The sequence below is a fragment of the Bacillus cereus group sp. BceL291 genome, from assembly GCF_051776705.1.
Classification (GTDB): Bacteria; Bacillota; Bacilli; order Bacillales; family Bacillaceae_G; genus Bacillus_A; species Bacillus_A cereus.
Window position 1 is genome coordinate 25,242 of the sequence record NZ_JBPWAP010000037.1, and the last position, 22,134, is coordinate 47,375.

Sequence of the window (22,134 nt, forward strand, 5' to 3'; positions counted from 1 at the left end):
ATTATTAGAAAATATGGTAAAATTAAAGGGTAACTTAAGGTGCGGTTGGTTGTTCAATTATCACTTCTCCGAGTAGGAGGGGGGTGATAATACGTGAGTGAAATAGCGTTGCTACTGCAGGGTGGACTGTTTCTCGTTGCATTGTTAACGTTCGTCGTCGTTTTAATAGACAAGCTCAAAAAATAACAACCCACCTATGCCTATAGAATGTGGGTTGTTTTGTTTGTAAGAAACAAATAGGATAAATGAACAATCCAATCTGCTAAGTTACGTGGACTAGTGTGTAGCCGCACACTAGTCTTTTTTATTTATATACAATTTATAATTGGTTTATGTGATTGTATTGTTCTTTTCATACTCATTATAACACAGTGTCTTTTCATCAAGAAAGGAGACCATATGTTCTGGTCTCTGTTATATAGTAGGTGCTTTTTCTTTAAACAGCCCATCCATATACTGTTTTAAACTTTGGACATAAAATTTCTGTGTATTCACATTATTTACACCGACAATGGGTGATGGAAGGTCAAATCTTTTTTCTGATAAATGAACGACAACATCAAAAATGTCAAACAAACGAATGAAGCAAAACAGACCGTCTTTATCGCTAAGTAAAATAAAGTAATGATTTTCACTACTTGTATTTAGCGTATTCCATAAAGAACTTTTGCTTAAATCACGTACAATGCTTTTTTCTTTTAGTTCCACGAAATCTGCATTTGAGAGAATGGTAGAGATATCAATCGCATCTTGATCTTCAAAGTAGCCATCAACTGTTTGTACAGCGAATGTATAAGCCATTTTTAATATACTCATTTTATATTTACGGTTATCCAATAGCAATTCACGTTGAATAGAACTGGCTACTTTCGTTACACGTTCCTCTTTCCAAATTTCATTATGTAAGGAAATATCGTGCTTTTTACATAGTTTCATAATTAATGCATTAGAATAAAGAATTTCGTCGCTTACTTCGACAACATCAGTCTCAGCAGCCGCAAGTTCCTCACCGTGCTCATTCGTATAGAGTGGGGAATCAATTTGTCTTTTCATTTGTTCAATCTTAAATTGACTCAATTTATGCCTAATTAAAGGACGATCAATATTTGTTGTCATTTGTTCATGACAAGTATCACAAATTGAGTTTGTGAAATAATATCCACATAATATTTCTGGAATGACATATTGTTCACTAAGTTCTTTCGTATCTTTTCTGCAAATGATGCATTGTGTCATTTTTATCACCTTTACCTGCAAATTTGTATATAATCTCATTGTAGTGTATTTATTGGTATTTTGGAATATTGTAAAGGAAAATATTATGTGAAATTCATACTTATTTTGGTACAATGAAGAGAAGTGCTAGTTTAAAGGAGGCCATTTTTTTGAAATCAAAAGTGCACTTTTGGACATTAGAAGTGCTAATGGTTGTAGGAATCATATTTATTTGCACAAAAATATCATTTTTATTTCAACCGATTGGTATCTTCATATCAACATTATTTTTCCCAATCTTAATCGCGCTTTTTTTATACTTCATATTTAATCCTGTATTAATCTTTTTGGAGAATAAAAAAGTACCTAGAAATTTAGCGATATTGCTGTTATATCTTTTTATCATAACATTAACTGCGGTTGGCGTTGGAGTAGTTGTTCCTACGATTTCACAACAGCTAATGGACTTAGTAAAAAATATGCCAGGCTACATAAAAGAGGGAAAAGTATACATACAAGAATTATCACATCATAGGTTGTTTGAATGGTTATCTACACAAAACTACGTTTCCATTGAAACAATTGAAAAAAATGCGATTGAATACTTAAAAGATATACCAAATACAATTACGTCGAGTGCAACGGCTTTATTTGGTATTATCACGAACGTTGCATTAGTTGTATTTACTGTACCGTTCATTTTATTTTACATGTTTAAAGATGGACATGCCTTTCCAGGAAAAGCGGTAAGTTTATTACCAGAGTCTTACCGTGAAGAGGGGCTTCGTATCATTAAGGAAACGAACGAAACATTATCTGCATATATTCAAGGGCAAGCGCTCGTTTGTATATTTGTAGGTGCGTTTACTTTTATCGGTTATTTAATTATCGATTTACCGTACGCTTTCGTTTTAGGGATTATCGCAGCATTTACAAACATCATTCCTAACTTAGGTCCATTTATCGGAGCAGCACCAGCTGTTATTGTAGGACTGTTCGTATCTCCGATGCAAGCCTTATACGTAATTATTATCGTAACAATTGTACAACAGTTTGAAAGTAATATTATTTCACCACGTATTATGAGCTCGAAATTAAACATCCACCCATTAACAATTATTATCCTAATTTTAGGGGTAGGTAACTTTGCTGGAATCATCGGAATGATTTTAGCAGTACCAGTTTATGCAGTAACAAAAACAGTTGTTTCGAACTTAGTGAGATTGTTTAAGACGAAGAGAAGTAATCGGAAATAGTAAAACCTGAGAAAGATACACCTCTTTTTAAGTGGTGTATCTTTTGTTTATAAAAAAATAATTAAAAGCGGGTTGATTTGATTTTATTATATATTTTTTATACATCAAATTCAGCGATGAACTTGTGTGATATAAGCTCTATAAAACTATGTGGAATCCCTCTGAACTATCCAAATCATTTCCTTACAGCGTGCTATCATCATCATAATCGACTCCTTTCAATTCTATATAGTTAAACGATTAAAGGTGAGTGTAGTACTTGCTTCTACGATCTCGAATTTCATCAATAACTTGTTTATATTGTCTTTCTTGTTTTAATTCATTTTGAGATATTGTTTCTTTTTGAATCGTAATCGTTAAAAAGAATAGGTGAAACTTCATATGTGAATTCCTCCTTTCGAATTGGAATTACAGATGACTACAGTAATGACTTTGTCTTTCTTTTACAGAATCCATAGCCTGATTAATTTGTCGTTCATGAAGCATTTCAGACTCAGAAAATTTATTTTTTTGAATGGTAATGGTTAAAAAGAATACTTTAAATTTCATAAAATAATTGCCCCTTTATAAGTGATTTAGAAAAAACGAGTGTAATAAGAAATTACAGGTGACTACAGTAATGACTTTGTCTTTCTTTTACAGAATCCATAGCCTGATTAATTTGTCGCTCATGAAGCATTTCAGACTCGGAAAATTTATTTTTTTGAATGGTAATGGTTAAAAAGAATACTTTAAATTTCATAAAATAATTGCCCCTTTATAAGTGTTTTAGAAAAGACGAGTGTAATAAGAAGATTGGCGTTCTTTTACTTCGTCCATAATATTTTGGATGTGTTGCTCACGTAAAATCTCTTTCTGTGAAAGTTTACGTTTTTGAATGGTGATTGTTAAAAAGAATGCTTTAAATTTCATGAATATATTACCCCTTTAAAATATATTTTTAATACATTTGAGTGTAGTATGAACTTTTAATGTCAGTTATTTTATCAGTCAGTTGTTTTAACTGTTGTTTACGATTGATTTCATTTTCAGATAAAGTATTTTTTTGAAGTACAGTCGTAAAAAAGAAAATATGAAAAGTCATAAATGAATTCCTCCTTTCGAAAAGGAATTACAGGTGATCACAGTAAAGTGCTTGGCGCTCCTTAATATCATTCATAGCTTTTTCAATTTGCTCATTATGAAGAATTTCATCTTTGGAAATTATATTTCTTTGAATCGTAATACTTAAAAACAATACGCTAATAGTCATTGAATGTTGCTCCTTTCTTAGAAAAATAATGTAAGAGACTAAAAAATCGCGCAAAAAAACCACAGGAAGATACAGTTCTCCTATGGCTGGGCGTGAAAAAGCCACAGGAAAGTATACGGCCTCCTGTGGCGAATTTATGAATTAAATGAAATAAAGTACGATTTTCAATTCTCCATTAGGGTGGTCGAATTCATATTTAATTGTCCAGAAAACACAGGTGCAGTTAACGCTAAAGTTAATGCATGTAATTGTAATTTCATCATTTCCTTCGACCTCCTTTTAGAATTTTTTTCTTACGTTAGTAAGTATATACAATTAATGGATAATTGTAAACATAAAAAATGAAAATTTTTAATTTTGATTAAAATGCGTATATTTAAAAGGGATTTGAAAGTAAATATTGTAATTAACGAAATATCGATAAAAATGGGGGATGCTAAATGAAATATATGCATCATAACATGATCGTTATGCTAACAATTTTTTTATTCATTGCGGCTTGTTCTAATGGAGAAAGAATAAAAGATATATATGATATTAGGTCAGATGATTTTAAGAAATATACTGGGACATACGTTGGTAATAATTCAGATGTGGTTGCAATTGTTAATCATTTACCCGGTGGTGGAACAGTTCAAAGTATAAGTTTAGAAAATGAAAATATAAAAGTGAACTATGGCGCAAAAGAAAGTGGGGCTCTTACAGAAGAAATGATTGAGACGTATTGGTTTGATGAGAAGGATACGATGAAGAAGAATTTTTTCTTTAATGCTATATATTTAGTGATTTTAGTGCCAAATGCAAAAAGTTATGAGTTTCAGGTAGAGAATAAAAACTTTAAGATAACGAGGGAAGAAATGTTATCAATTTTGCATAGAATATTCGATGATTTTCCAAAAGAAAAAGATATATGGGATAAAAATAAAGTTATAAAGTTCTTTAACGGCAATGAAGAAAAAATTAAAATGCTTGTGGAAGATAAAGATTTTCGGAAATCTTTATTTGCTAAATATCCAGTGAGCCAGTTGAAATAATGGAGGGGAGAAGATGGAGTTAGTATACAAAATTTCTTATCATAGAATACAGGACCTTTATTACAATTTTTGGAAGAAAACATTCCGTACATCCCGCATGTAACAGTCGGAAGAAAAGAAAGTGCCAAATTAGCTGCTGAAGTAGTGAAGGAGATTCCTAGTTTTCATGGGAAGTTAAATTGTGTGATTGATAGAATAAGCGTGGAGCGAATTGGAGAGAACGGGGAATCAATTATTGAATTTGAAGTGCCATTTTTAAAAAGCTGACAAAAATCAGCTTTTTATTTCGTAGCATGAAGTAATGCACCAATTGCACCGCTATTACCACCATCTTGTAAAAAGATTGGTGTTTTATTTTGATATTCGGTGTAGCTACTTATAATATGTTGAAGTTGTACGTTATTACATAAAGTCGAACCAATATAAATAATATGTTTAATGTTTTTTGTTTCAGCGAATTGAAGGCTTAATGCAGTAACGACTTCACCGACAAGTCCTTGTATAGTAGCAAGTATGTCTGAGCTATTATATTTCGATTCTGAAATAGCGGCTTTACCAAAATTGCTAGCAGTTAAGCTATTATCAATAGGTGAGAGAATACCACCATAAATATCTCCAACCGTAATATCTAGTTCTTTTCTGGATCCTACTTTTGTTAGAGGAATTACATCTTCAAAATGATCTATATTTGTTAACAATTTTGAAAGTCCCATAATAGTTCCACCGCCAACTCCGGTTCCACCAGCGCGAATATATTGTTCATTATAAACATAATGGATAGAAGTACCTGTACCGATATTGGTTAAAATAAAATTGTTTATAGTGTGTTTTTCTTCTTTTAATATGTATTGGACACCTGCAAGAGTAGATTCAAATTCGTTTAGCTCTATTATTTTATATGAACCTGTAAGCAGATGCTGTAATAGTTTCGATTTACCACCCGTAATACATATTTGTTTTATGCCATTGTTGTTTTTAATCCAATCTATTATTTTATGTTGTTCATGTGAATAAAATTTTTCAAAAGTTAATAGCTTTTTTTCGTTAAAATAAGCTATTTTCGTTAATGTGCCTCCAGCATCGATACCGATAGTACGTTCCATTTTCCTGCTCCTAACTACGTAATATGTTTTCCTATTTACTTAATTGGTTGAGAATAGATATTTCCAACTGATATAAGGAACACTTTAATCTGCTTGATATATTAATAGTTTTTCTATAGTTACAATAGGCTGGTCGTTTACAGTTGCAATACCTTTACTAAGAATAAAACCTCGGCGATTGCGCGTTAGCTCATAATGTAAATCAAGTTTATCACCGGGATATGCTTTTCCGTGGAATTCAACTCCATCTAAAGAGGAGAGAAATCCTAGTCCTTCAGAATCACTTGTATGTACAAATGCACTAAGCTGGGCAAGTGATTCTACAATTAACATATGAGGCATATGTTTTTGACTATCATTTATAAACCATTCGTTATTTGTAATGAGTTTATATCCTGTAACGGATTCACCTTGTTTTACATTTGTTACTTTATCAATCATTAAAAATGGATAACGATGGGGAAGCGTGTCTTTAATATGCATATGAAAGTACCTCCAATTAATAATACCCCTGCTAAAGTTAAGCAGGGGAGTGGGAACTAATTTTTAACTAATTCATCTACTTTTTCAAGGACGAAAATGCCGCTATTTCTAATATTTTCAACAACTTGTTGCAATACTTCTTTATCTTGAACGAGTGCAATACGTACGAAGCCTTCTCCATGAGGTCCAAATGCATGACCAGGTGTAACAACGACATTCGCACGATCCATTAATGCATAAGCGAAGTCTAGAGAAGTCCATCCTTGTGGAATTTCAGCCCAGACAAACATACTACCAGCTGGCTTATCGACATTCCATCCAAATGTTCGGAATCCATCGACTAAAGTATCTCTCCGTTCTTGATAAATATCGCGGTTTTTCTCACAAAATGCAGCGCCATTTCTTAGTACTACAGATGCCGCTTTTTGAATTGGTAAAAATACACCGTAATCGGTATTAGATTTAAATTGAGTAAGTGCACGAACAATTTCTTCGTTTCCAATCATATATCCAATACGGCTACCTGCTAAACTATAACTTTTTGACAAAGAATTGATTTCTACACCAACTTCTTTAGCACCAGGTACAGAGAGAAAGCTAATTGGCTTATTACCATCGAAATAAAATTCAGCATAAGCAAAATCATGGACAACGATAATATTATGCTTTTTCGCGAATGCGATTACTTCTTTAAAGAAATCTTCATGAGCCATTGCTGGAACGGGATTCCCTGGGAAGTTTAAAATCATCATCTTTGCTTGATCGGCAATTTCTTCAGGGATGACTTCTAAGTCTGGTAAGAAATCATTCTCTTTCTTTAAAGGCATGTAGTAAGATGTTGCACCAGCCATTTGAATACCTGTTTCATAAGCTGTATATCCTGGATCAGGAACTAATATAATATCACCTGGATTTGCATAAACCATAGGTAAATGAACGAGCCCGTCTTGTGAACCCATTAACAATAAAACTTCTTTATCCGCATTTAATAAAACGTTATGAGTGTTGTTGTAATATTCAGTTACAGCTTCGTGAAATTCTTGAATACCTGATAATGTATACCCGTAGCTCTCTTTCTCACTCGCTGTATGTACCATTGTTTCTCTTACAAAATCAGCGGGCGGCATATCAGGATTTCCGATGCTCAAATCAATCATGTTATGACCTGCTGCAATTTTTTCTTTTTTATAGGCTCCTAATTCACTAAATATAGAAGATTGGAATGCTTTCATTCTAGTTGCTAACGTGTAAGTCATCAAAACCCCTCCTAAAACAGTGCTTTCATTCTTCGTTTTTAATTATTCTGAAAACACATGTTTATATTTTATCATTTTTTTATGAAAATTAAAACGATTGACAAATTTAGAGGAAGGATTAGCCTATTTTGAAAAGTAACGATGTAAATAGCGTAGATGTGTTAATTGAAATGTCTATTATAGGATTCATTTTATATAACTTAAGATATTTTCTAGTTTTTATTAAGTATATTTCTCATGTTTTGAATGAAAAAGAATACGAAAACAAGGGCTATTTTTGTGGACGATTTCTAAAGTGAAATAACGCAGAAAATATTTTCTGCGTCTCCTCTGAAATGTAATCATTTCTTTTTATATGTGCATAATTTTTCGGCTGTCAAAAAGTATACATTTAATGTACCGTCGGCAACTTTTAAAGTTTGGTCCGATGTAAATGAATTACCATAATCAATGTGATATATATTAGAATTTTTGACAAATGAGCCTTTATATAAATCGTCTTTATTCTTTGTTGTTTGCATTTCTACTAAATTTTGCACAATTTCCTCTTTATTTTCTTTTTTGATAACTGTTTCAAATTTATAATATACAGGGCATTCCCCTTTTTTATTGTCAACGACTTCCCAAGAACCGTATATATCGTTATTGCTGCATCCACTAAGTAGGATGATTAGTATAGGAATTGTAAGTAGAACCTTTTTCATTTTGTGCTCCTTTCTTTTAAATTTTAATAAACGTGCGAATACGATAGGGATATTATAATAAATAAAGTTTAAATTTTTTTAAAGAATTATTTAATTTCATATAAAAATTTAGGAGAAATTAAATAAGCATGAATCTAGTGTAAAGTCAGATTCATGCTAGTACTATAGCCTATGTTATGTCTTTTTTGAGGATAAATAAAGAGGAAAGCAGAATCACTATTCCATTTAATATATATACGCTTGCGGTTATAAAGGCTAACGTACCTGCGCCAAATCCTGCTTTATCGAATATAGAAGCAAATGTTGCGATAGTCAAAAAGATAATGGGAGTCAGTAGTAAAAATATGAAACCTGCCACGATTCTTTTTTTAAAACTATGTCCAGATAAGGAAATGGCTAAAAAGTTTAGGATGCTAAACAGAGCAATTGCAAAGAGCAGGACAATAAATACTTCGATGCCATCAGACATTTTACCACTCCTTTTATAAAGAGTACTTTTTATAATCTATTCGAAATAAAAGGGGGATACTCCTTTAGGTAATTTCAATAAACGTAATAAATAGGCGTATTATAAAACAAAGAAGTATGGATTCAATATTAGACCCATACTTCTTTGTTTATTTTATAAATTTGCAGATTGCGAATGCTGTTTTTCATAATGTTTCTGCTTAGAAAGGGAAATAGAAATAATCAATAATGAAACGACTCCAAAGATGAGAACCATATATTGTAACCCAATTGTATCTAAGAAGAAACCTGTGCCAAGTAAGACGATTTGGAACATAACCCTCTCAAACATATTACGGAATGAGAAGAGGCGACCGTGATAACTTTTTTCCACTTTCGTTTGGAAAATCGTCGACATAATAGGGAAGAAGCAGCCAACACTAAACCCAAACAAACCAAATGATGTAAGAGCCATCCATTTTATATCGCTAAAGAACAATGACAGATGTGCAAAAGCAGTACAAACTGCGAAGAAATATAGTAATTTTTCAGGTTTGAAATGATCAGATAGACGTTTAATTACGAAGGCACCTAACATAAATGCGACACCTTCAATTGTATATATGAACCCTTTAATCGTAGGATCATGTTGCATTTCGCTAATGTTAATAACCATTAAATTAAACCCAGCTATAAATAATAGAGGGATGATACTTAATATAAGTGCTGTAAAAGCAATAGGAATTCCTTTTAAAATACGAAATACTTCCATAAAGCTATTATCTTTTGCAGCTTGTTTACTTGGTGTTGTTGATTTTTTGTCTTCGAATTGTAGGAAGAAAGTCGAGAGGAATAATAAGGCGTATGCTGCCATTGAGAAGGCATACATGTACTGTAAACTCATCACAACTAAAAGAATTCCACCTAGTGAAGTGCCTGCAATACGAGCAATTGTACCAACATTCATATGTACACCGTTCATTTGTAATAACTCATGCTCACGTACGATGAGTGGAATTACAGATTGTAATGCAGGGAAATAAAATGCTGCTGAAATTTGAAGAGCAACCATAAATGCGATCATAAATGCGATACTTTCAAATTGAATAGCAAAAAACATGAAAATAACACTTAAAACTCGACCAAACCCAGCGTAAAGAAGAACTTTTTTCTTTTCATACTGATCGATGACACGGCCAGCCATAGGTCCAACTAGAACACCGGCTAATAGTCCGATAAATAATATAACTGATTTCATGAAATCAGAAGGGACATATTTTTGCATAAATTCAAGGTTGCCAAGAATACCAAGCCATAATCCTAGACCTGCAATAAACTCCCCAATTAGAACAATCCAAACGTTTTTATTACGCCACATAACATAAAACCTCTCCGTCTTTTAAAATGAAAAACTCGTATATAAAACCTCCTTATTTATGCATTATTTTCATACGAACTTTTTTAGAGTCAGAGTCTATATTACGTGTTTCATAATTGGATTTCAATCTTTTTGATTTGTCAAAAATTTGATGTGTTAATTGATGTAATAAGTGAATCAAAACGTAAAAAATTTATGATTAAAGCTAATAGAAAGTAAGGATACATATAAAAAAGCAAGAACGTATAACTACGCCTCGCTTTTCTCAAGTACAAAATTAAATATTAGATTCACTTAGCAACATTTACGCTCTTGTCCAATAGCTAAAGCGCTAAAAGATAGTGGGCCAACAACTTCTGCACTTGCACCACTAGTAAGGTTTTCTACAGTTAATGAATATTCGTGTGTTCCACTGCTAACGTTTTGATCTATAGCTTGAAATGTTTGTACGTAGAATTGTTCAGAACCTGTTGATTCAATACCTACTTGTGTATTGAAAAGTTCAATATTATCACGAAAAATTCGAAATAAAACTTGGGAAATCTCAGTTATACCTTCTACACCAACTGTAGCGATTAATTCTACTCGATTATTTCGTGAATCTCTACTTGAAATTCTCAATTTTAAATTTGCTAAAATTGCTTTATTTGGAGAAGCTGGGATTGCAAAAGTTGTTTCACCAGTTTTACTTATAGGCTGAGTAGCTTGGTAATCAATGATATGAGTCATATTCTTCACCTCCTCATATACTAGAATATGAAAATAGTGAAGAATTAGCTTGGACAAATACTGGATTATTTAATAGAGTCAACAATAATTATTGAAAAGAAGAAATTCACATAAAAGCATTAAGAATATATCACAATAAGATGATATTTTTCTTAATGCTTTTTGTAATTAAGCAGAATATTCTTCTTTACGTACTTCAAAAAATTCATTACGTCGTAAGTAATTATAAATTTTCTCTGAAACCTCTTCTTCTTCAGACACTAAGAAACGATGATCAAAAGCGTAGAAAGATTGACCTTTAATTAATTTTACGTAATACATATTAAATGCCTCCTGACACTAAATTATTACTTGCTTCATATTATGATGGCCTATATGTCTGCTAAAAATACTTGGAGTTTCAAAGGGGATAAGTAAAGGGATAAAAGAGCTTACAATTCTGTAAGGTTTATGTCACCTTTTTCGATAGTTTGTATTTACCAATTTCTTCTATAATGCAAATAGGTTACATAAAATAAGGGGGTAAAAAGATGGATGAAATAATTGGAGAAGTTGTAGCTGGTATTTGTGAATTTGTAGTGGAAGTAACAGCGGATGCTATAGGAAATTTAGTTTCTGGAAATGATGAGGAAAAAGAAACATTATAATAATTTGTAAAAGAATAAAGTTGATCAAATTATAAAGGCTGATTTCTAAAGGGAAATCAGCTTTTTTATTTTTTACATTATATTAACTTAATTTGAATATTCATCTGTTATCATATTTAAGAAGCCTATATAAGGAGGTGAATAAACAAATATGTCGAATTCAGGGCCTGATTTATCTGTTTCTCGTTTGATTGTGGTAAATATAGAAGAAAAAGAATATCATTTTATTGTTCGTGAACATCCGATTGTAGGGAAATTTATATCGCTATTTGAAAATGGGAAAGAATACGGTTTAATAGATAAACAAATCGCTAATAAAGATAAATTTATTACATCGGAGCTTACTAAGTTAGATTATTTTAATATAGATGTTTTATATCTTACACCTGGGTGGATATGGATTGGTATGGATCAATTTGGTTTACATGCTCGTGAGGCTACTTATAACGAAGTAGATGTTATTATGAAGTTGAAAGAGGATTTATATTATATAGATATATACGAAGAAATAAAAATGTAGTAAATATTTATTCAGGTTAGGGGGGAAGTTCCCATAGCCTTTTTTTGTTTAATAATAAAATGCAAAATTATATTATTTTAATGAAAGGTAAATATGATAAGAAGTGAGATGAAAAGAGGATTTGAAAATACATTAAGAGAATTGTAATAATTATATGAGTCGTATATGTAAATAACAATAGAAAGAAGATGATAATATGAGTAAAGAAGAGCTTGTGAAAAAACAGTTTGGCAGCAATGCAGATAAATATATAAATAGTAAAATACATGCTAAAGGACTGGATTTACAATATGTAGTTCAACAAGTTGAGTCTCGTCATAATAATCGTCTTCTTGATGTTGCTACTGGTGGCGGGCATGTGGCAAATATGTTAGCACCTATGTTTGAAGAAGTAGTTGCACTTGATTTAACAGAACAGATGTTAGAAAAAGCAAAAGTTTTTATAAAGCAGAATGGTCATGAAAATGTATCTTTTGTAGCAGGAAATGCAGAGAATTTACCATTTGCAGACCATTTTTTTGATACAATTACATGCCGGATTGCAGCCCATCATTTTACGAGTCCGGCTCAATTTATTTATGAAGTAAATCGTACGTTGGAGAATAATGGATTATTCATCTTAACAGATAATGTTTCGCCAGAAAATAATGAATATGATACATTTTATAATTTTATAGAAAAAAAGCGTGACCCAAGTCATGAACGAGCTCTAAAAAAGACAGAATGGCTTACTTTATTAGAAAAAAACGGTTTGCAAATGCAGTCATGTCTTACTTTTGATAAGAAGTTTGATTTTGACTGGTGGTGTAATATGATGGATGTCCCTTTACAAAAGCGTGAAAAATTAACAGAATGTATGATGAAAGCACCAAACGAAATGAAGGAATATTTTAATATTCAATTTAAAGATAATAAAGTAGAATCGTTCTATACTGAAATGGCTATGTTTATATGTAAAAAAAGTACAACGTTAAAAAGATAAATGTGTTGCAGTCTTTCTGAAGTACGATATACTTAGTACAGAGAAACTGAGAATTGAGGAATAGTTATAATGATTCGTGTACGCATTGAAGGTACTGAGGAAGAAATGCTTGAATTTATGGGGAAAATGCCAGACATTCCTGGATTTGAAAAGACACATATGAGAGAGCCGAGAAAAGGAAATAACCCGAAATACGATTCAAGTAAAAATGTACTTGCATATTTGTCTTATAAAAAGATTGAAGTCGCCAATAAATAGGCGGCTTTTTTAGTTTGCGCTGTTTCACCGCCTTGTCTTTTTCACATAATAATAATAGTAGATTATGCTCAAGAGGGGTGAGAATAGTTAATAAGAAAATTATCTTTTTTGGAGACTTTGGTATTGATGACGCCGTAGCGTTAATTTATGCAAATAAAACATGTAAATTAGATATTCTAGGTATTGTTGCTGAGTATGGGAATGTATCACGAGATATCGTTACGGAAAATGTTTATTTTTTAGAAAGGTATTATGCTACACAAGTAAAAATTATTGAAGGTGCGAGTAGACCGATGACAGCTGAAGAGCCTTTGTTTTTCCCTGAAATCCACGGGGATCACGGTTTAGGTCCTATTATTCCACCTGAGATGAGAATTTGTAAACGAGAAAATTTTTGTGAATTAATCAAATTAATCGAACCTTGTCCAGAAGATATTATAATTGTGGCGACAGGGAGACTAACGACGCTTGCTACGTTATTTTTATTGTATCCAAATATAATGGATCGTATTTGTTCGTATTATATAATGGGCGGCGCTTTCCTATTTCCAGGTAATGTTACGCCAGTATCTGAAGCGAATTTTTATGGCGATCCAATTGCAGCAAATATTGTTATGAAATATGCGAAAAACGCTAGCATATACCCGTTAAATGTAACACAGGGCGCGCTTATAACACCTGAAATGGCCAATATAATAGATAAACAAGGAACTGGACAGGCGAAACTCATTAAACCAATGATTGATTTTTATTATGAGAACTTTTATAAAAAAGAATATCCGGGTATTGGTGGGAGTCCTATACACGATTTATTACCGTTTATCTCGTTTATAAATGACAGTATTTTCGAATATAAAAAATCGGCAGTGTGGATTAGTACGACAAATGATGTGACTAGGGGCCAAAGTGTAGCAGACTTTAGAAAAATAGCTGAGCCAACAAGGTTTGATAATCGGCCGATTCAAAGAATTGCTGTTGGTTTTAACTATGCAGCTTTTAAAGAAGAGTTTATGCGAACAATATTGAAGCCAGATTTTCCTTAATGTGTGTAATAACAAGTCGGATAAATCGTTAGTTCAAAAAAAGGTTTAATCTGTGTGTATTATTCTCAAAAATCTTAAAGTTGAACAACATGAATAACTTATGAAAAATGTCACATAACTAATGGTAAGCAATTGTTTCTAATTATATTTTGATTGGTGAAATGCAAAGGAGGTTATTATATGATTTGGTCTTTAATCGTCGGTGGTATATTAGGATGGCTTGCGAGCTTAATTACTGGAAAGGACGTACCTGGTGGTGTAATTGGTAATATTATTGCTGGTATTATCGGTTCTTGGGTTGGTTCGAAATTACTTGGTAGTTTTGGTCCAGTCATTGGCGGATATGCAATTATTCCAGCTTTAATCGGTGCGATCATTTTAATTTTCATCGTAAGCTTCTTATTACGAGCAATGCGAAAATGAATGTAAGGACTGTTTACATTTGTAAGCAGTCCTTTTTATATGTTATGCTAGTATTATACAATCAGGAGGTGTCAGCATTGAAAACATTCACAGTAAATTTCCATCAAGAAGATAATGCTAAAGCGACAACAGTACATAAATTAAGTGAAGAGGACTTTAACAAAGCAACAGAAAAAGGCACTCGTCATCTATTTGATTTAGATACAAACGTTGGATTCTTCGTATTCTTTGACGCAGAAGATGCAGAAGGAAACGATCAATACTTAATGTTACAATACGAAGGTGATCATGAAGAGCCAACTGCGTGCTACGGATTTGATTTAAAACTATACTATCAATTTTTAGCACTGTACTTAAACGATCTTGAGTTCCAAGGTGAAACAGATGAGGAAGAGGAAGAATACGGTCCAATTCATCATTTAGCGCATTTACTTTATCATATTGTTGAAGATGGTAAATCAATCGAAGTGTAATATACATATTTGAAGCTGCCCTTTTTGGGCAGCTTTTTTATATGACATTGGAATGGTGTACTGTGAGCTAAATAAAGTGAAACTTTAATCAGTGGGGGGTGTTCATCCCCACTGATTATCAGCCCTCACCAATCGAGCTTTTACGGACAGCAGGGCCCCCACCTAACTTCTTTGTTTCCGCTGAATTTTGAGGTGGGGATCTTACTGCCCGGCAAATAGCGGGATAAATTAATAATAGAAATTTATTTATTACTTTCATGTTAGCATCGTAAAACACCTGTTATAATGATTGTAATTAAATTCATGGAGGCTAATTCTATGCTTGTAGATGTAAAAGCTTTTATTAAAGCTGCAGGTTTAACATGTATTTCATCATTAAGTGGAGATAACACGTTTGCTTATAATTTTGAAACTGTAAAAAATACTATCGCTACATTTTTTAAGAAGCTAAGATTTACCGTATAATTTTATTTCAATCAGTAGGAAAAGAGTAATCACTTCCTACTGTTTTTTTTCTGTTTCAAGGAGCTGTTGTGAGAGCATGTTTTAAGTTATAGATAGAGGATATTATCATTGAGAAGAGAAGGTTTAAATAAGGAGATGAAAATGGTTTCGTTTATCAAGAGGTAGTTACTTCGGATATAACAGACTTGGTTACTTTTTAGAAACAGCTTTTGTAATATATTTTGTACAAGCTTTTGGAGAGAGTGAAGCACTGACTTTTTGGAACAAACATAATTTGAAAAGTAATGTAATGGGTTGGTTAACGAAATGAATAAGATGCAATAGGGGGTAAAAATGATGAAAATATATTTAAAAATAGTTATGTTATTTTTGGTGTTTACATGTATGTTTGCGCTAGTCGCATGTAAAGGGACAGACGAAAAAAAGGAAACAAATCCAACCTCGGAAAATAATAAAAATGAACAAAGTAATTTTTCAGAAGAACAGAAAAATCCTGAAGCAAAACCAAGCAATGAAAAAACAACAAAACCATCGCCTGACCCAGATTCGAAAAATAGAACACTTAATCAAAAATCAATTAACCACGTTAAAGATTTGTTTGAACTCGCAAAAGAAGGAAAAGTACCTAATGTACCATTTGGAGCCCATACAGGGGATATTGAAGAAATTGAAAAAGCGTGGGGGAAAGCAAATAAAACCGAATATGCAGGGAACGGAATGTACGCAACTTTTACAAATAAAAATATTGTTTTCGGATTTAATAAAGGGTCACAAGTTTTTGATGTACGCTCATATCATGCAGAACTAAAATTGATTACATTACAAGAAATTGAAAAAGCATTAGGAAAACCATCTTCAGTTAAAGAGAATGGTGAAGATAAAATATATGTATACAAAGTAAATAACCAGTATGAGCTGAAATTTGTCATTCCAAAATCGACTGGTAAGGTAGATCATATTTCTGTATTTTCACCAGAGGATAGTATTAATAAAATGGCAGGATAAGAAATTAAGTGATTTCAAAAACACCTCACTTTCCTTAAGTGAGGTGTTTTTAGTTGTAAATAAGGAACGTCTCCTGCCATATAAAACATACTTTCATACGCGAAATACTTCACTTTTGTTTTTTAATATTCATCCAATAAGAAATATTGATCTACTGAAAAAGTAGTAACCTATAAATTATGTGTAGGCTGGTTCATGATTTTTTTACGTTCTAAATTTTGAACAAACAGTGCTTGAACAATACCTCCAATTAATAAGAAACTAGCACAAATATAAAACAGCATACTTCCATTTAACTTACTTAATAAAACTGCACCCATAACTGGTCCGCACGTTCGAGATATATCCCAGTGTATACCGTAAATTGAAAAATATAAACCACGTTTATTGTGAGGTGCAATTTCTGAAACGAATCGTAATAAGTGGTTTAGAGCAATACTTTCTCCAATGACTAAAAAGAGTAAGGTGAAGAATAACGACAATATCGTCGTTGAATAACTAAAGCCAACTGCAGCTATTGTATAGCAGGCGTAAGAAATAAGGATGATTTTCGCCATAGAAAATCGTTCAGACCATTTTACGAGGAAGATTTGTAGTATGATTTCCAAAATGGCTTTGCATGTTGAAATAAATGCGAGTATGAATACGAGATTAGGAAATACATGTTCTGCAAAAATACGATAATTCGTCTCAGTTTGTGCATAAAAAAAGCTAATAGGAAGTGTAGAAACCATAAGACCGAATATGGCATAATGTTTAAAAATAAATTGCTTTGGTGAACTTGCCTCAACTGTTTGTTTCGACTTACTCATAGGTGGAACGGTTTCTGGGAGCTGGGTCCAAACAACAACGGCATATATCGTAAGGGTTACACTTTGCACGATAAATAAATATTCTGGGTGAGTATTATAAAAACATGCACCGATTAAAGGGCCGACTACGGATCCAATTGCTCCCATCGTTTGTAGGAGAGCAAAAATTTCTGCTTGCTGCTCTTGTTTTGTTAAATCAGCAATTTGTGCACGCTGAGCTGGAATGTATAAGGAACGGCCAATACCATTAATGACATATAACAGTGCAAATATAAAAACAGATTGAGCGAAAACGAAACTGCCGATTGCAACACCTTGTAGTAATAATCCGAGTAACATAATCTTTTTTCGGCCATATTTATCAGTAATTCCTCCAGCAATAAGTGTAAATAAAATGTCTGAAAGTGGCTGTAATCCGAAAATTAGCATAGTTATTATTACATTGCCGTTTAACATTTTATTGACGTAAATAATCATAATGAGAGCTAACATAGATTCAGTCGTTCGGGTTAATAATTCACCACACAATCTAATAAAAATAGGTTTATTGTAACGAAGTAAGAGATAATTCAATATTAATTCCTCCTTTCTATATTGAAATGATAAGATGAAAGGAGAGTTGGAAAAAGGGTAGAGACTATAGGGAGGATTTTTCACCTTTTAGGGGGAGTATGATGTTTATTTTAGATCAATACATTGAACTATGGATTGCTTATGGAAAAGGAAAAAAAGAGGGAGAACGATTGGAAGTAACAGTGCAAAATATATCTGGTACATTATTTTGTACAGAGCGCAATAGTAAATTAATTATAAAAAAATTAGATGAGTTAAATTGGATCAAGTGGTTTCCAGGTCGCGGCAGAGGAAATCGGTCTAAGTTAATATTTCAAAAGCACCCGATATCTTTAATTTTAGATAGAGGAAAAGAAATAACGAAAAAAGGGGATGTGAAAAGCGGAAGTATATTTGTGGAACGCTATAGCTCACATTTTCCATCAGTAAAGGGAGAATATCATTCCTGGGTGGATTCAATATTTGGTCATAAGGTTGAAATGACATCTGAAGGGAGAAGAGATGTACTCCGGTTGCAAGTACAAATGAATTTAGATATCACATTAGATCCTGTATACGCTACAATGCGCTCAGAATGCCATATGGTAAAACATATATTCGACACACTCGTGTATGTAGACGGTAATACAAACATTATAGAGCCAAGACTTGCATTTCACTGGGAATATAATGACGCTGAAAAAATATGGACGTTTTACTTACGAAAAGGAGTTCACTTTCATAATGGAAAACAACTTACTGCACATGATGTTATATACTCGTTGAATCGATTTATAAAGCTGGAAAATAATGCACACGCATGGATGTTACAACACGTTGAAAGTATCCGTTCAGTGGATGACTACGTTTTCGAAATTCAATTACATACAGAAAATCGAATGTTTTTACATATGCTAAGTGCAGAACAGTGTTCTATCGTGAATGAAGATGAAGCAGGAGGGCTAATTGGAACCGGGCCTTTTCAATTATATAAAAGTAATGAAAATCTGTTCATTTTAGAAGGACATCCTTTATATTTTCGTGAAAGACCTTTTTTAGATCGTGTTGAGTTGTGGAATGTAGAACAAGGTGTAGGTACATACGATGTTTTAGTAAAGGCGCAGTATAAAGATAAAGAAAAACATAATAAAGAATTGTCTCGGCTTGAGTCGAACGTGACATATATAACATGTAATCTTACGAAAGAAGGACCAATGCAAGATGAGTTATTTCGGAAAGCGTTATATAACATCATTCATGGTTATACAATCGTTCAAGAACTCGGCGGAGAACGTGGAGAAGTGGCAAAAAAACTAATATTAGCAGGTGAAAGCATTGTAGAGATTGAGGAAGATGTAGAAAGTTTAATTAAAAGGAGTACTTATCATAATGAAGTGCTACAACTCTACACATTTACAGGACGAGATCATGTTGAAGATGCACAGTGGATACAAAAAGAGTGTGCGAAATATGGGATTCGTGTAGAAAATAATTTTCTTGATATAGAAGAGCTATTGGAAGTAAGTACGATACAAAAGGCCGATATGATGCATGATAGTGCCACAATCAGTGAACGAATAGAAGATAGTCTATTATATATGTTTCTTACAAAAAATAGTTTTATTCATGGACAAAGCAGCATGGACTTTCATGAAAAGTTGTCTCCTTATTTTAGACAAGAAGAATTAGAGAAAAGAGTTACACTGTTACGCGATATCGAGGATACTTTGTTACGTCAAATTCATATTATTCCTTTATATCGTAATAAACAAGAGGTAAGTACACATGAAAAAGTTCAAAATATAATGATTAATTCACAAGGTTGGATTGATTTTTATAATATTTGGTTTAAGTCTTGATATATAAGGGCTTTTGCACATTTTCATAAGGTGTGTAAGAGCCTTTTTTGTATGTAGGAATAGGTTTGTTTTACACATTGTTACGCTACTTGTGATAAAAGTCTATTTACAGCGTAACAGTGTTATGTTACATTGTTATCAGGAAGGAGTGTTATACAGTTGAGTACAGATTTAATTTCAAAAAAAGATTTATTAGAACTAACTGGTATTTCATACGGACAGTTATATAGGTGGAAAAGAAAAAATTTAATTCCGGAAGATTGGTTTGTACGAAAATCAACGTTTACAGGTCAAGAGACATTTTTTCCGAAAGAAAAGATATTAGAGCGTATCGATAAAATCCAAACGATGAAAGAGGATTTATCACTTGATGAACTAGCAAACATGTTTTCGCCGAGTGTGAGAGAAATTCTTTTAACAAAGGAAGACATTTTATGCAAGGGGATTGCATCAGAACCAGTTTTACAATTTTTCATAGAACAAACGAATAAAAGAGCAGAGTTTCAATTTGTAGATATTCTTTATGTGTACATGTTAGAAGAATTACTGCAATCAGGAGAGATTAGTTTAGAAGAAGGAAAAATGGTCTTGCAAGTTTTACGTGAAAATTATGAAGCAATTAAACATAAAACTTGTGACTTAATTATTGTCCGAAAGTTAGGGATTTCTACATGTTTATTAGTTTCAAACGTGGACGATTTAATTTTTGAAAAAGGCACCAAAATCGTTTTACGCGAAGCGATTATGAAATATACCGAAGCATTAAAAACTAAATTGTTGTAGTGGAGGAGAAAGTATGCGTACAGATAATTTGATTATAAATGGTTACGGTTCATCGAATGGTGGCGAGTTTCATAAAGTGCAATTAAACGGAAAAGGAACTGTGAATGGAAATGTTGAATGTGAGCAATTTGAATGTAACGGTTACGGTGCAGTTACTGGCGATTTGAAAAGTAGCAGTGCACGAATTAGCGGATCTGGTAAAGTTGATGGCACAGTTCAAGCTGAAACGATGCGAATTGATGGAAAAGCAACAATTACGCAAAATGTAAAAGCAAACAGTTTGAAAATTGCAGGAAAAGGTACGATAGGTGGAAATGTCACTGGTGAAGAATTTAAAGTCAATGGTCAAGCTACAATTGACGGTAATTGTGAAGTGGATACTTTTTCTTCAGAAGGACAATTTACAATCGGTGGTTTATTAAGCGCAGATGAAATTAATATAAATATTCACGGTACATGTCGAGCGAAAGAAATTGGTGGTCAAACGATTAAAGTAAGACATAGATCAGGTACATTCAGTAGACTATTTAAAACAGTGTTTGGCTTGCAGTTAGAAGCTGAACTATTAGAAGGTGACAATATCGATATTGATTATGCTCACATAAGAACGGTAAGAGGAAACAATGTTACAGTAGGAGCAAACTGTGAGATTGAACTGATTGAATATACCGGTGTTCTTACTGTTGATAAAAATGCAAATGTAAAAGAAATTAAGCAGGTTTAACGGAAGGGAGAAATCAGTATGGAACATCCACATAGTCTCACAGTAAATGGTTCTGGTAATTCAGCAGGCGGAGATTATAATAAAGTGAAGATTCGCGGTGAAGGAACAATTACGAATGATATGAGTTGCAATGAGTTTAAAACGTACGGAACGAGTGATGTACGCGGTAATGTGAAAGTGAAAAACTATGTCGTGTATGGAGATAACGAAGTACAAGGAAATGTAGATGCGGAATATGTAAAAGTATATGGTAATACACAAATTCATGGTGATGCTCATATTGAAAAAACAAAAGTTAGAGGTATGATAGATATTGAAGGAAAGTTTTCAGGTGATTTCGTAGATGTAAAAGGTGCTTTAAATGTAAAGGGAGATATTGAAGTAGAAGATTTATCATTAACTGGTGGTCTTGAAAGTGATGGATTACTTAATGCTGAAAATATTCAAATCTCACTTCGTTATGAAGGCAGTAAGGTAAGAGAAATTGGTGGTAAAAAAATTACCGTTCGTAAAAAAGCGAGATTTATTCCTTTTACTAGTCATGCTGGAAACCTCCAAACTTCAATTGTTGAAGGAGATGATATCTATTTAGAACATACGATTGCTGAAGTTGTAAGAGGCAACAACGTCACAATTGGTCCTGGATGTGAAATTAGTGTTGTAGAATATCATACTAGTTTTAATCAAAAAGGTAATGCAGTCGTAAAAGAACATAAACAAATATAAGTAGT

At 32.7% G+C, this 22,134-nt stretch carries 31 protein-coding genes and 2 pseudogenes; 17 read left to right on the forward strand and 16 right to left on the reverse strand.

The window, feature by feature from the left end; genetic code table 11:
• Positions 1–93 precede the first annotated feature (93 nt).
• Positions 94–186 carry a putative holin-like toxin gene (locus ACS2CR_RS21290; RefSeq protein WP_001289320.1) on the forward strand — a complete coding sequence of 31 codons (93 nt, stop codon included), beginning with the start codon at positions 94–96 and terminating at the stop codon, positions 184–186.
• Positions 187–414: 228 nt separating this feature from the next.
• On the opposite strand, the gene ACS2CR_RS21295 is transcribed toward ACS2CR_RS21290, so the two are convergent.
• Positions 415–1,236 (reverse strand): HNH endonuclease, encoded by an 822-nt coding sequence (locus ACS2CR_RS21295; protein WP_000189710.1) that lies wholly within the window; start codon positions 1,234–1,236, stop codon positions 415–417.
• Between the two features lie 149 nt (positions 1,237–1,385).
• Here ACS2CR_RS21295 and ACS2CR_RS21300 point away from each other — a divergent pair, with 149 nt between their 5' ends.
• Complete coding sequence (locus tag ACS2CR_RS21300; RefSeq protein WP_000837892.1) at positions 1,386–2,471, forward strand: AI-2E family transporter; 1,086 nt, start codon at positions 1,386–1,388, stop codon at positions 2,469–2,471.
• A 240-nt stretch (positions 2,472–2,711) separates the two neighbouring features.
• On the opposite strand, the gene ACS2CR_RS21305 is transcribed toward ACS2CR_RS21300, so the two are convergent.
• From ACS2CR_RS21305 to ACS2CR_RS21330, 6 genes are read right to left on the reverse strand one after another with little or no spacing between them, the layout of a single operon-like run.
• Entirely contained in the window at positions 2,712–2,852 is a 141-nt protein-coding gene (locus tag ACS2CR_RS21305) for a YrzI family small protein (RefSeq protein ID WP_000668497.1), read from the reverse strand.
• Between the two features lie 27 nt (positions 2,853–2,879).
• Entirely contained in the window at positions 2,880–3,020 is a 141-nt protein-coding gene (locus ACS2CR_RS21310; protein WP_000669805.1) for a YrzI family small protein, read from the reverse strand.
• A 52-nt stretch (positions 3,021–3,072) separates the two neighbouring features.
• A complete protein-coding gene (locus ACS2CR_RS21315; RefSeq protein ID WP_000669805.1) occupies positions 3,073–3,213 on the reverse strand; it encodes a YrzI family small protein in 141 nt (46 codons plus the stop codon).
• A 26-nt stretch (positions 3,214–3,239) separates the two neighbouring features.
• The gene (locus tag ACS2CR_RS21320; RefSeq protein WP_000668963.1) at positions 3,240–3,383 is read right to left on the reverse strand and encodes a YrzI family small protein; all 144 of its coding nucleotides are present in this window, start codon (positions 3,381–3,383) and stop codon (positions 3,240–3,242) included.
• Positions 3,384–3,411: 28 nt separating this feature from the next.
• Entirely contained in the window at positions 3,412–3,555 is a 144-nt protein-coding gene (locus ACS2CR_RS21325; RefSeq protein WP_016110163.1) for a YrzI family small protein, read from the reverse strand.
• A 27-nt stretch (positions 3,556–3,582) separates the two neighbouring features.
• Positions 3,583–3,723, reverse strand: coding sequence for a YrzI family small protein (locus ACS2CR_RS21330; protein WP_053514307.1), 141 nt, complete (start codon positions 3,721–3,723; stop codon positions 3,583–3,585).
• 440 nt (positions 3,724–4,163) lie between these two features.
• Here ACS2CR_RS21330 and ACS2CR_RS21335 point away from each other — a divergent pair, with 440 nt between their 5' ends.
• Positions 4,164–4,757: a DUF4825 domain-containing protein gene (locus tag ACS2CR_RS21335; protein WP_000876536.1), complete on the forward strand. Its 594-nt coding sequence runs from the start codon at positions 4,164–4,166 to the stop codon at positions 4,755–4,757.
• 48 nt (positions 4,758–4,805) lie between these two features.
• A pseudogene (locus ACS2CR_RS21340) lies at positions 4,806–5,024 on the forward strand (2'-5' RNA ligase family protein); the annotation flags it as partial.
• A 14-nt stretch (positions 5,025–5,038) separates the two neighbouring features.
• Here ACS2CR_RS21340 and coaW read toward each other — a convergent pair.
• The 8 genes from coaW to ACS2CR_RS21380 all read right to left on the reverse strand — a co-directional run bounded on the left by coaW (position 5,039) and on the right by ACS2CR_RS21380 (position 11,178).
• Positions 5,039–5,860, reverse strand: coding sequence for a type II pantothenate kinase (gene coaW / locus ACS2CR_RS21345; RefSeq protein WP_000442493.1), 822 nt, complete (start codon positions 5,858–5,860; stop codon positions 5,039–5,041).
• A gap of 84 nt (positions 5,861–5,944) precedes the next feature.
• Complete coding sequence (locus ACS2CR_RS21350; protein WP_053514308.1) at positions 5,945–6,343, reverse strand: 3-hydroxyacyl-ACP dehydratase FabZ family protein; 399 nt, start codon at positions 6,341–6,343, stop codon at positions 5,945–5,947.
• A gap of 56 nt (positions 6,344–6,399) precedes the next feature.
• Positions 6,400–7,599 carry an LL-diaminopimelate aminotransferase gene (locus ACS2CR_RS21355; RefSeq protein ID WP_153602587.1) on the reverse strand — a complete coding sequence of 400 codons (1,200 nt, stop codon included), beginning with the start codon at positions 7,597–7,599 and terminating at the stop codon, positions 6,400–6,402.
• 341 nt (positions 7,600–7,940) lie between these two features.
• Positions 7,941–8,303, reverse strand: coding sequence for a hypothetical protein (locus ACS2CR_RS21360; RefSeq protein WP_000757016.1), 363 nt, complete (start codon positions 8,301–8,303; stop codon positions 7,941–7,943).
• Between the two features lie 169 nt (positions 8,304–8,472).
• Entirely contained in the window at positions 8,473–8,772 is a 300-nt protein-coding gene (locus ACS2CR_RS21365) for a hypothetical protein (RefSeq protein ID WP_053514309.1), read from the reverse strand.
• Between the two features lie 153 nt (positions 8,773–8,925).
• Positions 8,926–10,128, reverse strand: coding sequence for an MFS transporter (locus ACS2CR_RS21370; RefSeq protein ID WP_000269261.1), 1,203 nt, complete (start codon positions 10,126–10,128; stop codon positions 8,926–8,928).
• Positions 10,129–10,422: 294 nt separating this feature from the next.
• On the reverse strand, positions 10,423–10,857 hold the full coding sequence (gene exsC, locus ACS2CR_RS21375) for an exosporium protein ExsC (RefSeq protein ID WP_000148800.1): 435 nt from the start codon (positions 10,855–10,857) through the stop codon (positions 10,423–10,425).
• 168 nt (positions 10,858–11,025) lie between these two features.
• Complete coding sequence (locus ACS2CR_RS21380; RefSeq protein WP_000291905.1) at positions 11,026–11,178, reverse strand: YqbF domain-containing protein; 153 nt, start codon at positions 11,176–11,178, stop codon at positions 11,026–11,028.
• A gap of 477 nt (positions 11,179–11,655) precedes the next feature.
• Between ACS2CR_RS21380 and ACS2CR_RS21385 the strand changes: the two genes are divergently transcribed.
• The 9 genes and pseudogenes from ACS2CR_RS21385 (at position 11,656) to ACS2CR_RS21425 (ending at position 16,673) form a co-directional block, all read left to right on the forward strand.
• Positions 11,656–12,024, forward strand: a complete 369-nt coding sequence (locus ACS2CR_RS21385; protein WP_000071478.1) for a hypothetical protein — start codon at positions 11,656–11,658, stop codon at positions 12,022–12,024.
• Positions 12,025–12,220: 196 nt separating this feature from the next.
• Entirely contained in the window at positions 12,221–13,006 is a 786-nt protein-coding gene (locus tag ACS2CR_RS21390) for a class I SAM-dependent methyltransferase (protein WP_053514310.1), read from the forward strand.
• 69 nt (positions 13,007–13,075) lie between these two features.
• The gene (locus ACS2CR_RS21395) at positions 13,076–13,264 is read left to right on the forward strand and encodes a DUF3970 family protein (RefSeq protein ID WP_000621885.1); all 189 of its coding nucleotides are present in this window, start codon (positions 13,076–13,078) and stop codon (positions 13,262–13,264) included.
• A 77-nt stretch (positions 13,265–13,341) separates the two neighbouring features.
• Entirely contained in the window at positions 13,342–14,307 is a 966-nt protein-coding gene (locus ACS2CR_RS21400; RefSeq protein WP_053514311.1) for a nucleoside hydrolase, read from the forward strand.
• Positions 14,308–14,487: 180 nt separating this feature from the next.
• Positions 14,488–14,730 carry a GlsB/YeaQ/YmgE family stress response membrane protein gene (locus tag ACS2CR_RS21405; protein ID WP_000638306.1) on the forward strand — a complete coding sequence of 81 codons (243 nt, stop codon included), beginning with the start codon at positions 14,488–14,490 and terminating at the stop codon, positions 14,728–14,730.
• 77 nt (positions 14,731–14,807) lie between these two features.
• On the forward strand, positions 14,808–15,203 hold the full coding sequence (locus ACS2CR_RS21410) for a hypothetical protein (protein ID WP_000847587.1): 396 nt from the start codon (positions 14,808–14,810) through the stop codon (positions 15,201–15,203).
• A gap of 318 nt (positions 15,204–15,521) precedes the next feature.
• Positions 15,522–15,668 carry a hypothetical protein gene (locus ACS2CR_RS21415; RefSeq protein ID WP_000959548.1) on the forward strand — a complete coding sequence of 49 codons (147 nt, stop codon included), beginning with the start codon at positions 15,522–15,524 and terminating at the stop codon, positions 15,666–15,668.
• 139 nt (positions 15,669–15,807) lie between these two features.
• Positions 15,808–15,978 (forward strand): annotated as a pseudogene (locus ACS2CR_RS21420) (aminopeptidase); the annotation flags it as partial.
• A 23-nt stretch (positions 15,979–16,001) separates the two neighbouring features.
• Positions 16,002–16,673, forward strand: a complete 672-nt coding sequence (locus ACS2CR_RS21425) for a YjgB family protein (protein WP_002098287.1) — start codon at positions 16,002–16,004, stop codon at positions 16,671–16,673.
• Between the two features lie 170 nt (positions 16,674–16,843).
• Here ACS2CR_RS21425 and ACS2CR_RS21430 read toward each other — a convergent pair whose 3' ends face one another.
• A complete protein-coding gene (locus ACS2CR_RS21430) occupies positions 16,844–18,058 on the reverse strand; it encodes an MDR family MFS transporter (RefSeq protein WP_001108459.1) in 1,215 nt (404 codons plus the stop codon).
• Positions 18,059–18,159: 101 nt separating this feature from the next.
• Here ACS2CR_RS21430 and ACS2CR_RS21435 point away from each other — a divergent pair, with 101 nt between their 5' ends.
• From ACS2CR_RS21435 to ACS2CR_RS21450, 4 genes are all read left to right on the forward strand, one after another.
• A complete protein-coding gene (locus tag ACS2CR_RS21435) occupies positions 18,160–19,896 on the forward strand; it encodes an SgrR family transcriptional regulator (protein WP_000470198.1) in 1,737 nt (578 codons plus the stop codon).
• A gap of 159 nt (positions 19,897–20,055) precedes the next feature.
• Positions 20,056–20,679 (forward strand): YhbD family protein, encoded by a 624-nt coding sequence (locus ACS2CR_RS21440; protein ID WP_000102238.1) that lies wholly within the window; start codon positions 20,056–20,058, stop codon positions 20,677–20,679.
• 13 nt (positions 20,680–20,692) lie between these two features.
• Complete coding sequence (locus ACS2CR_RS21445; RefSeq protein WP_001258385.1) at positions 20,693–21,403, forward strand: bactofilin family protein; 711 nt, start codon at positions 20,693–20,695, stop codon at positions 21,401–21,403.
• Between the two features lie 18 nt (positions 21,404–21,421).
• Positions 21,422–22,129 (forward strand): polymer-forming cytoskeletal protein, encoded by a 708-nt coding sequence (locus ACS2CR_RS21450; RefSeq protein WP_000400908.1) that lies wholly within the window; start codon positions 21,422–21,424, stop codon positions 22,127–22,129.
• The last annotated feature ends 5 nt before the right edge of the window (positions 22,130–22,134 follow it).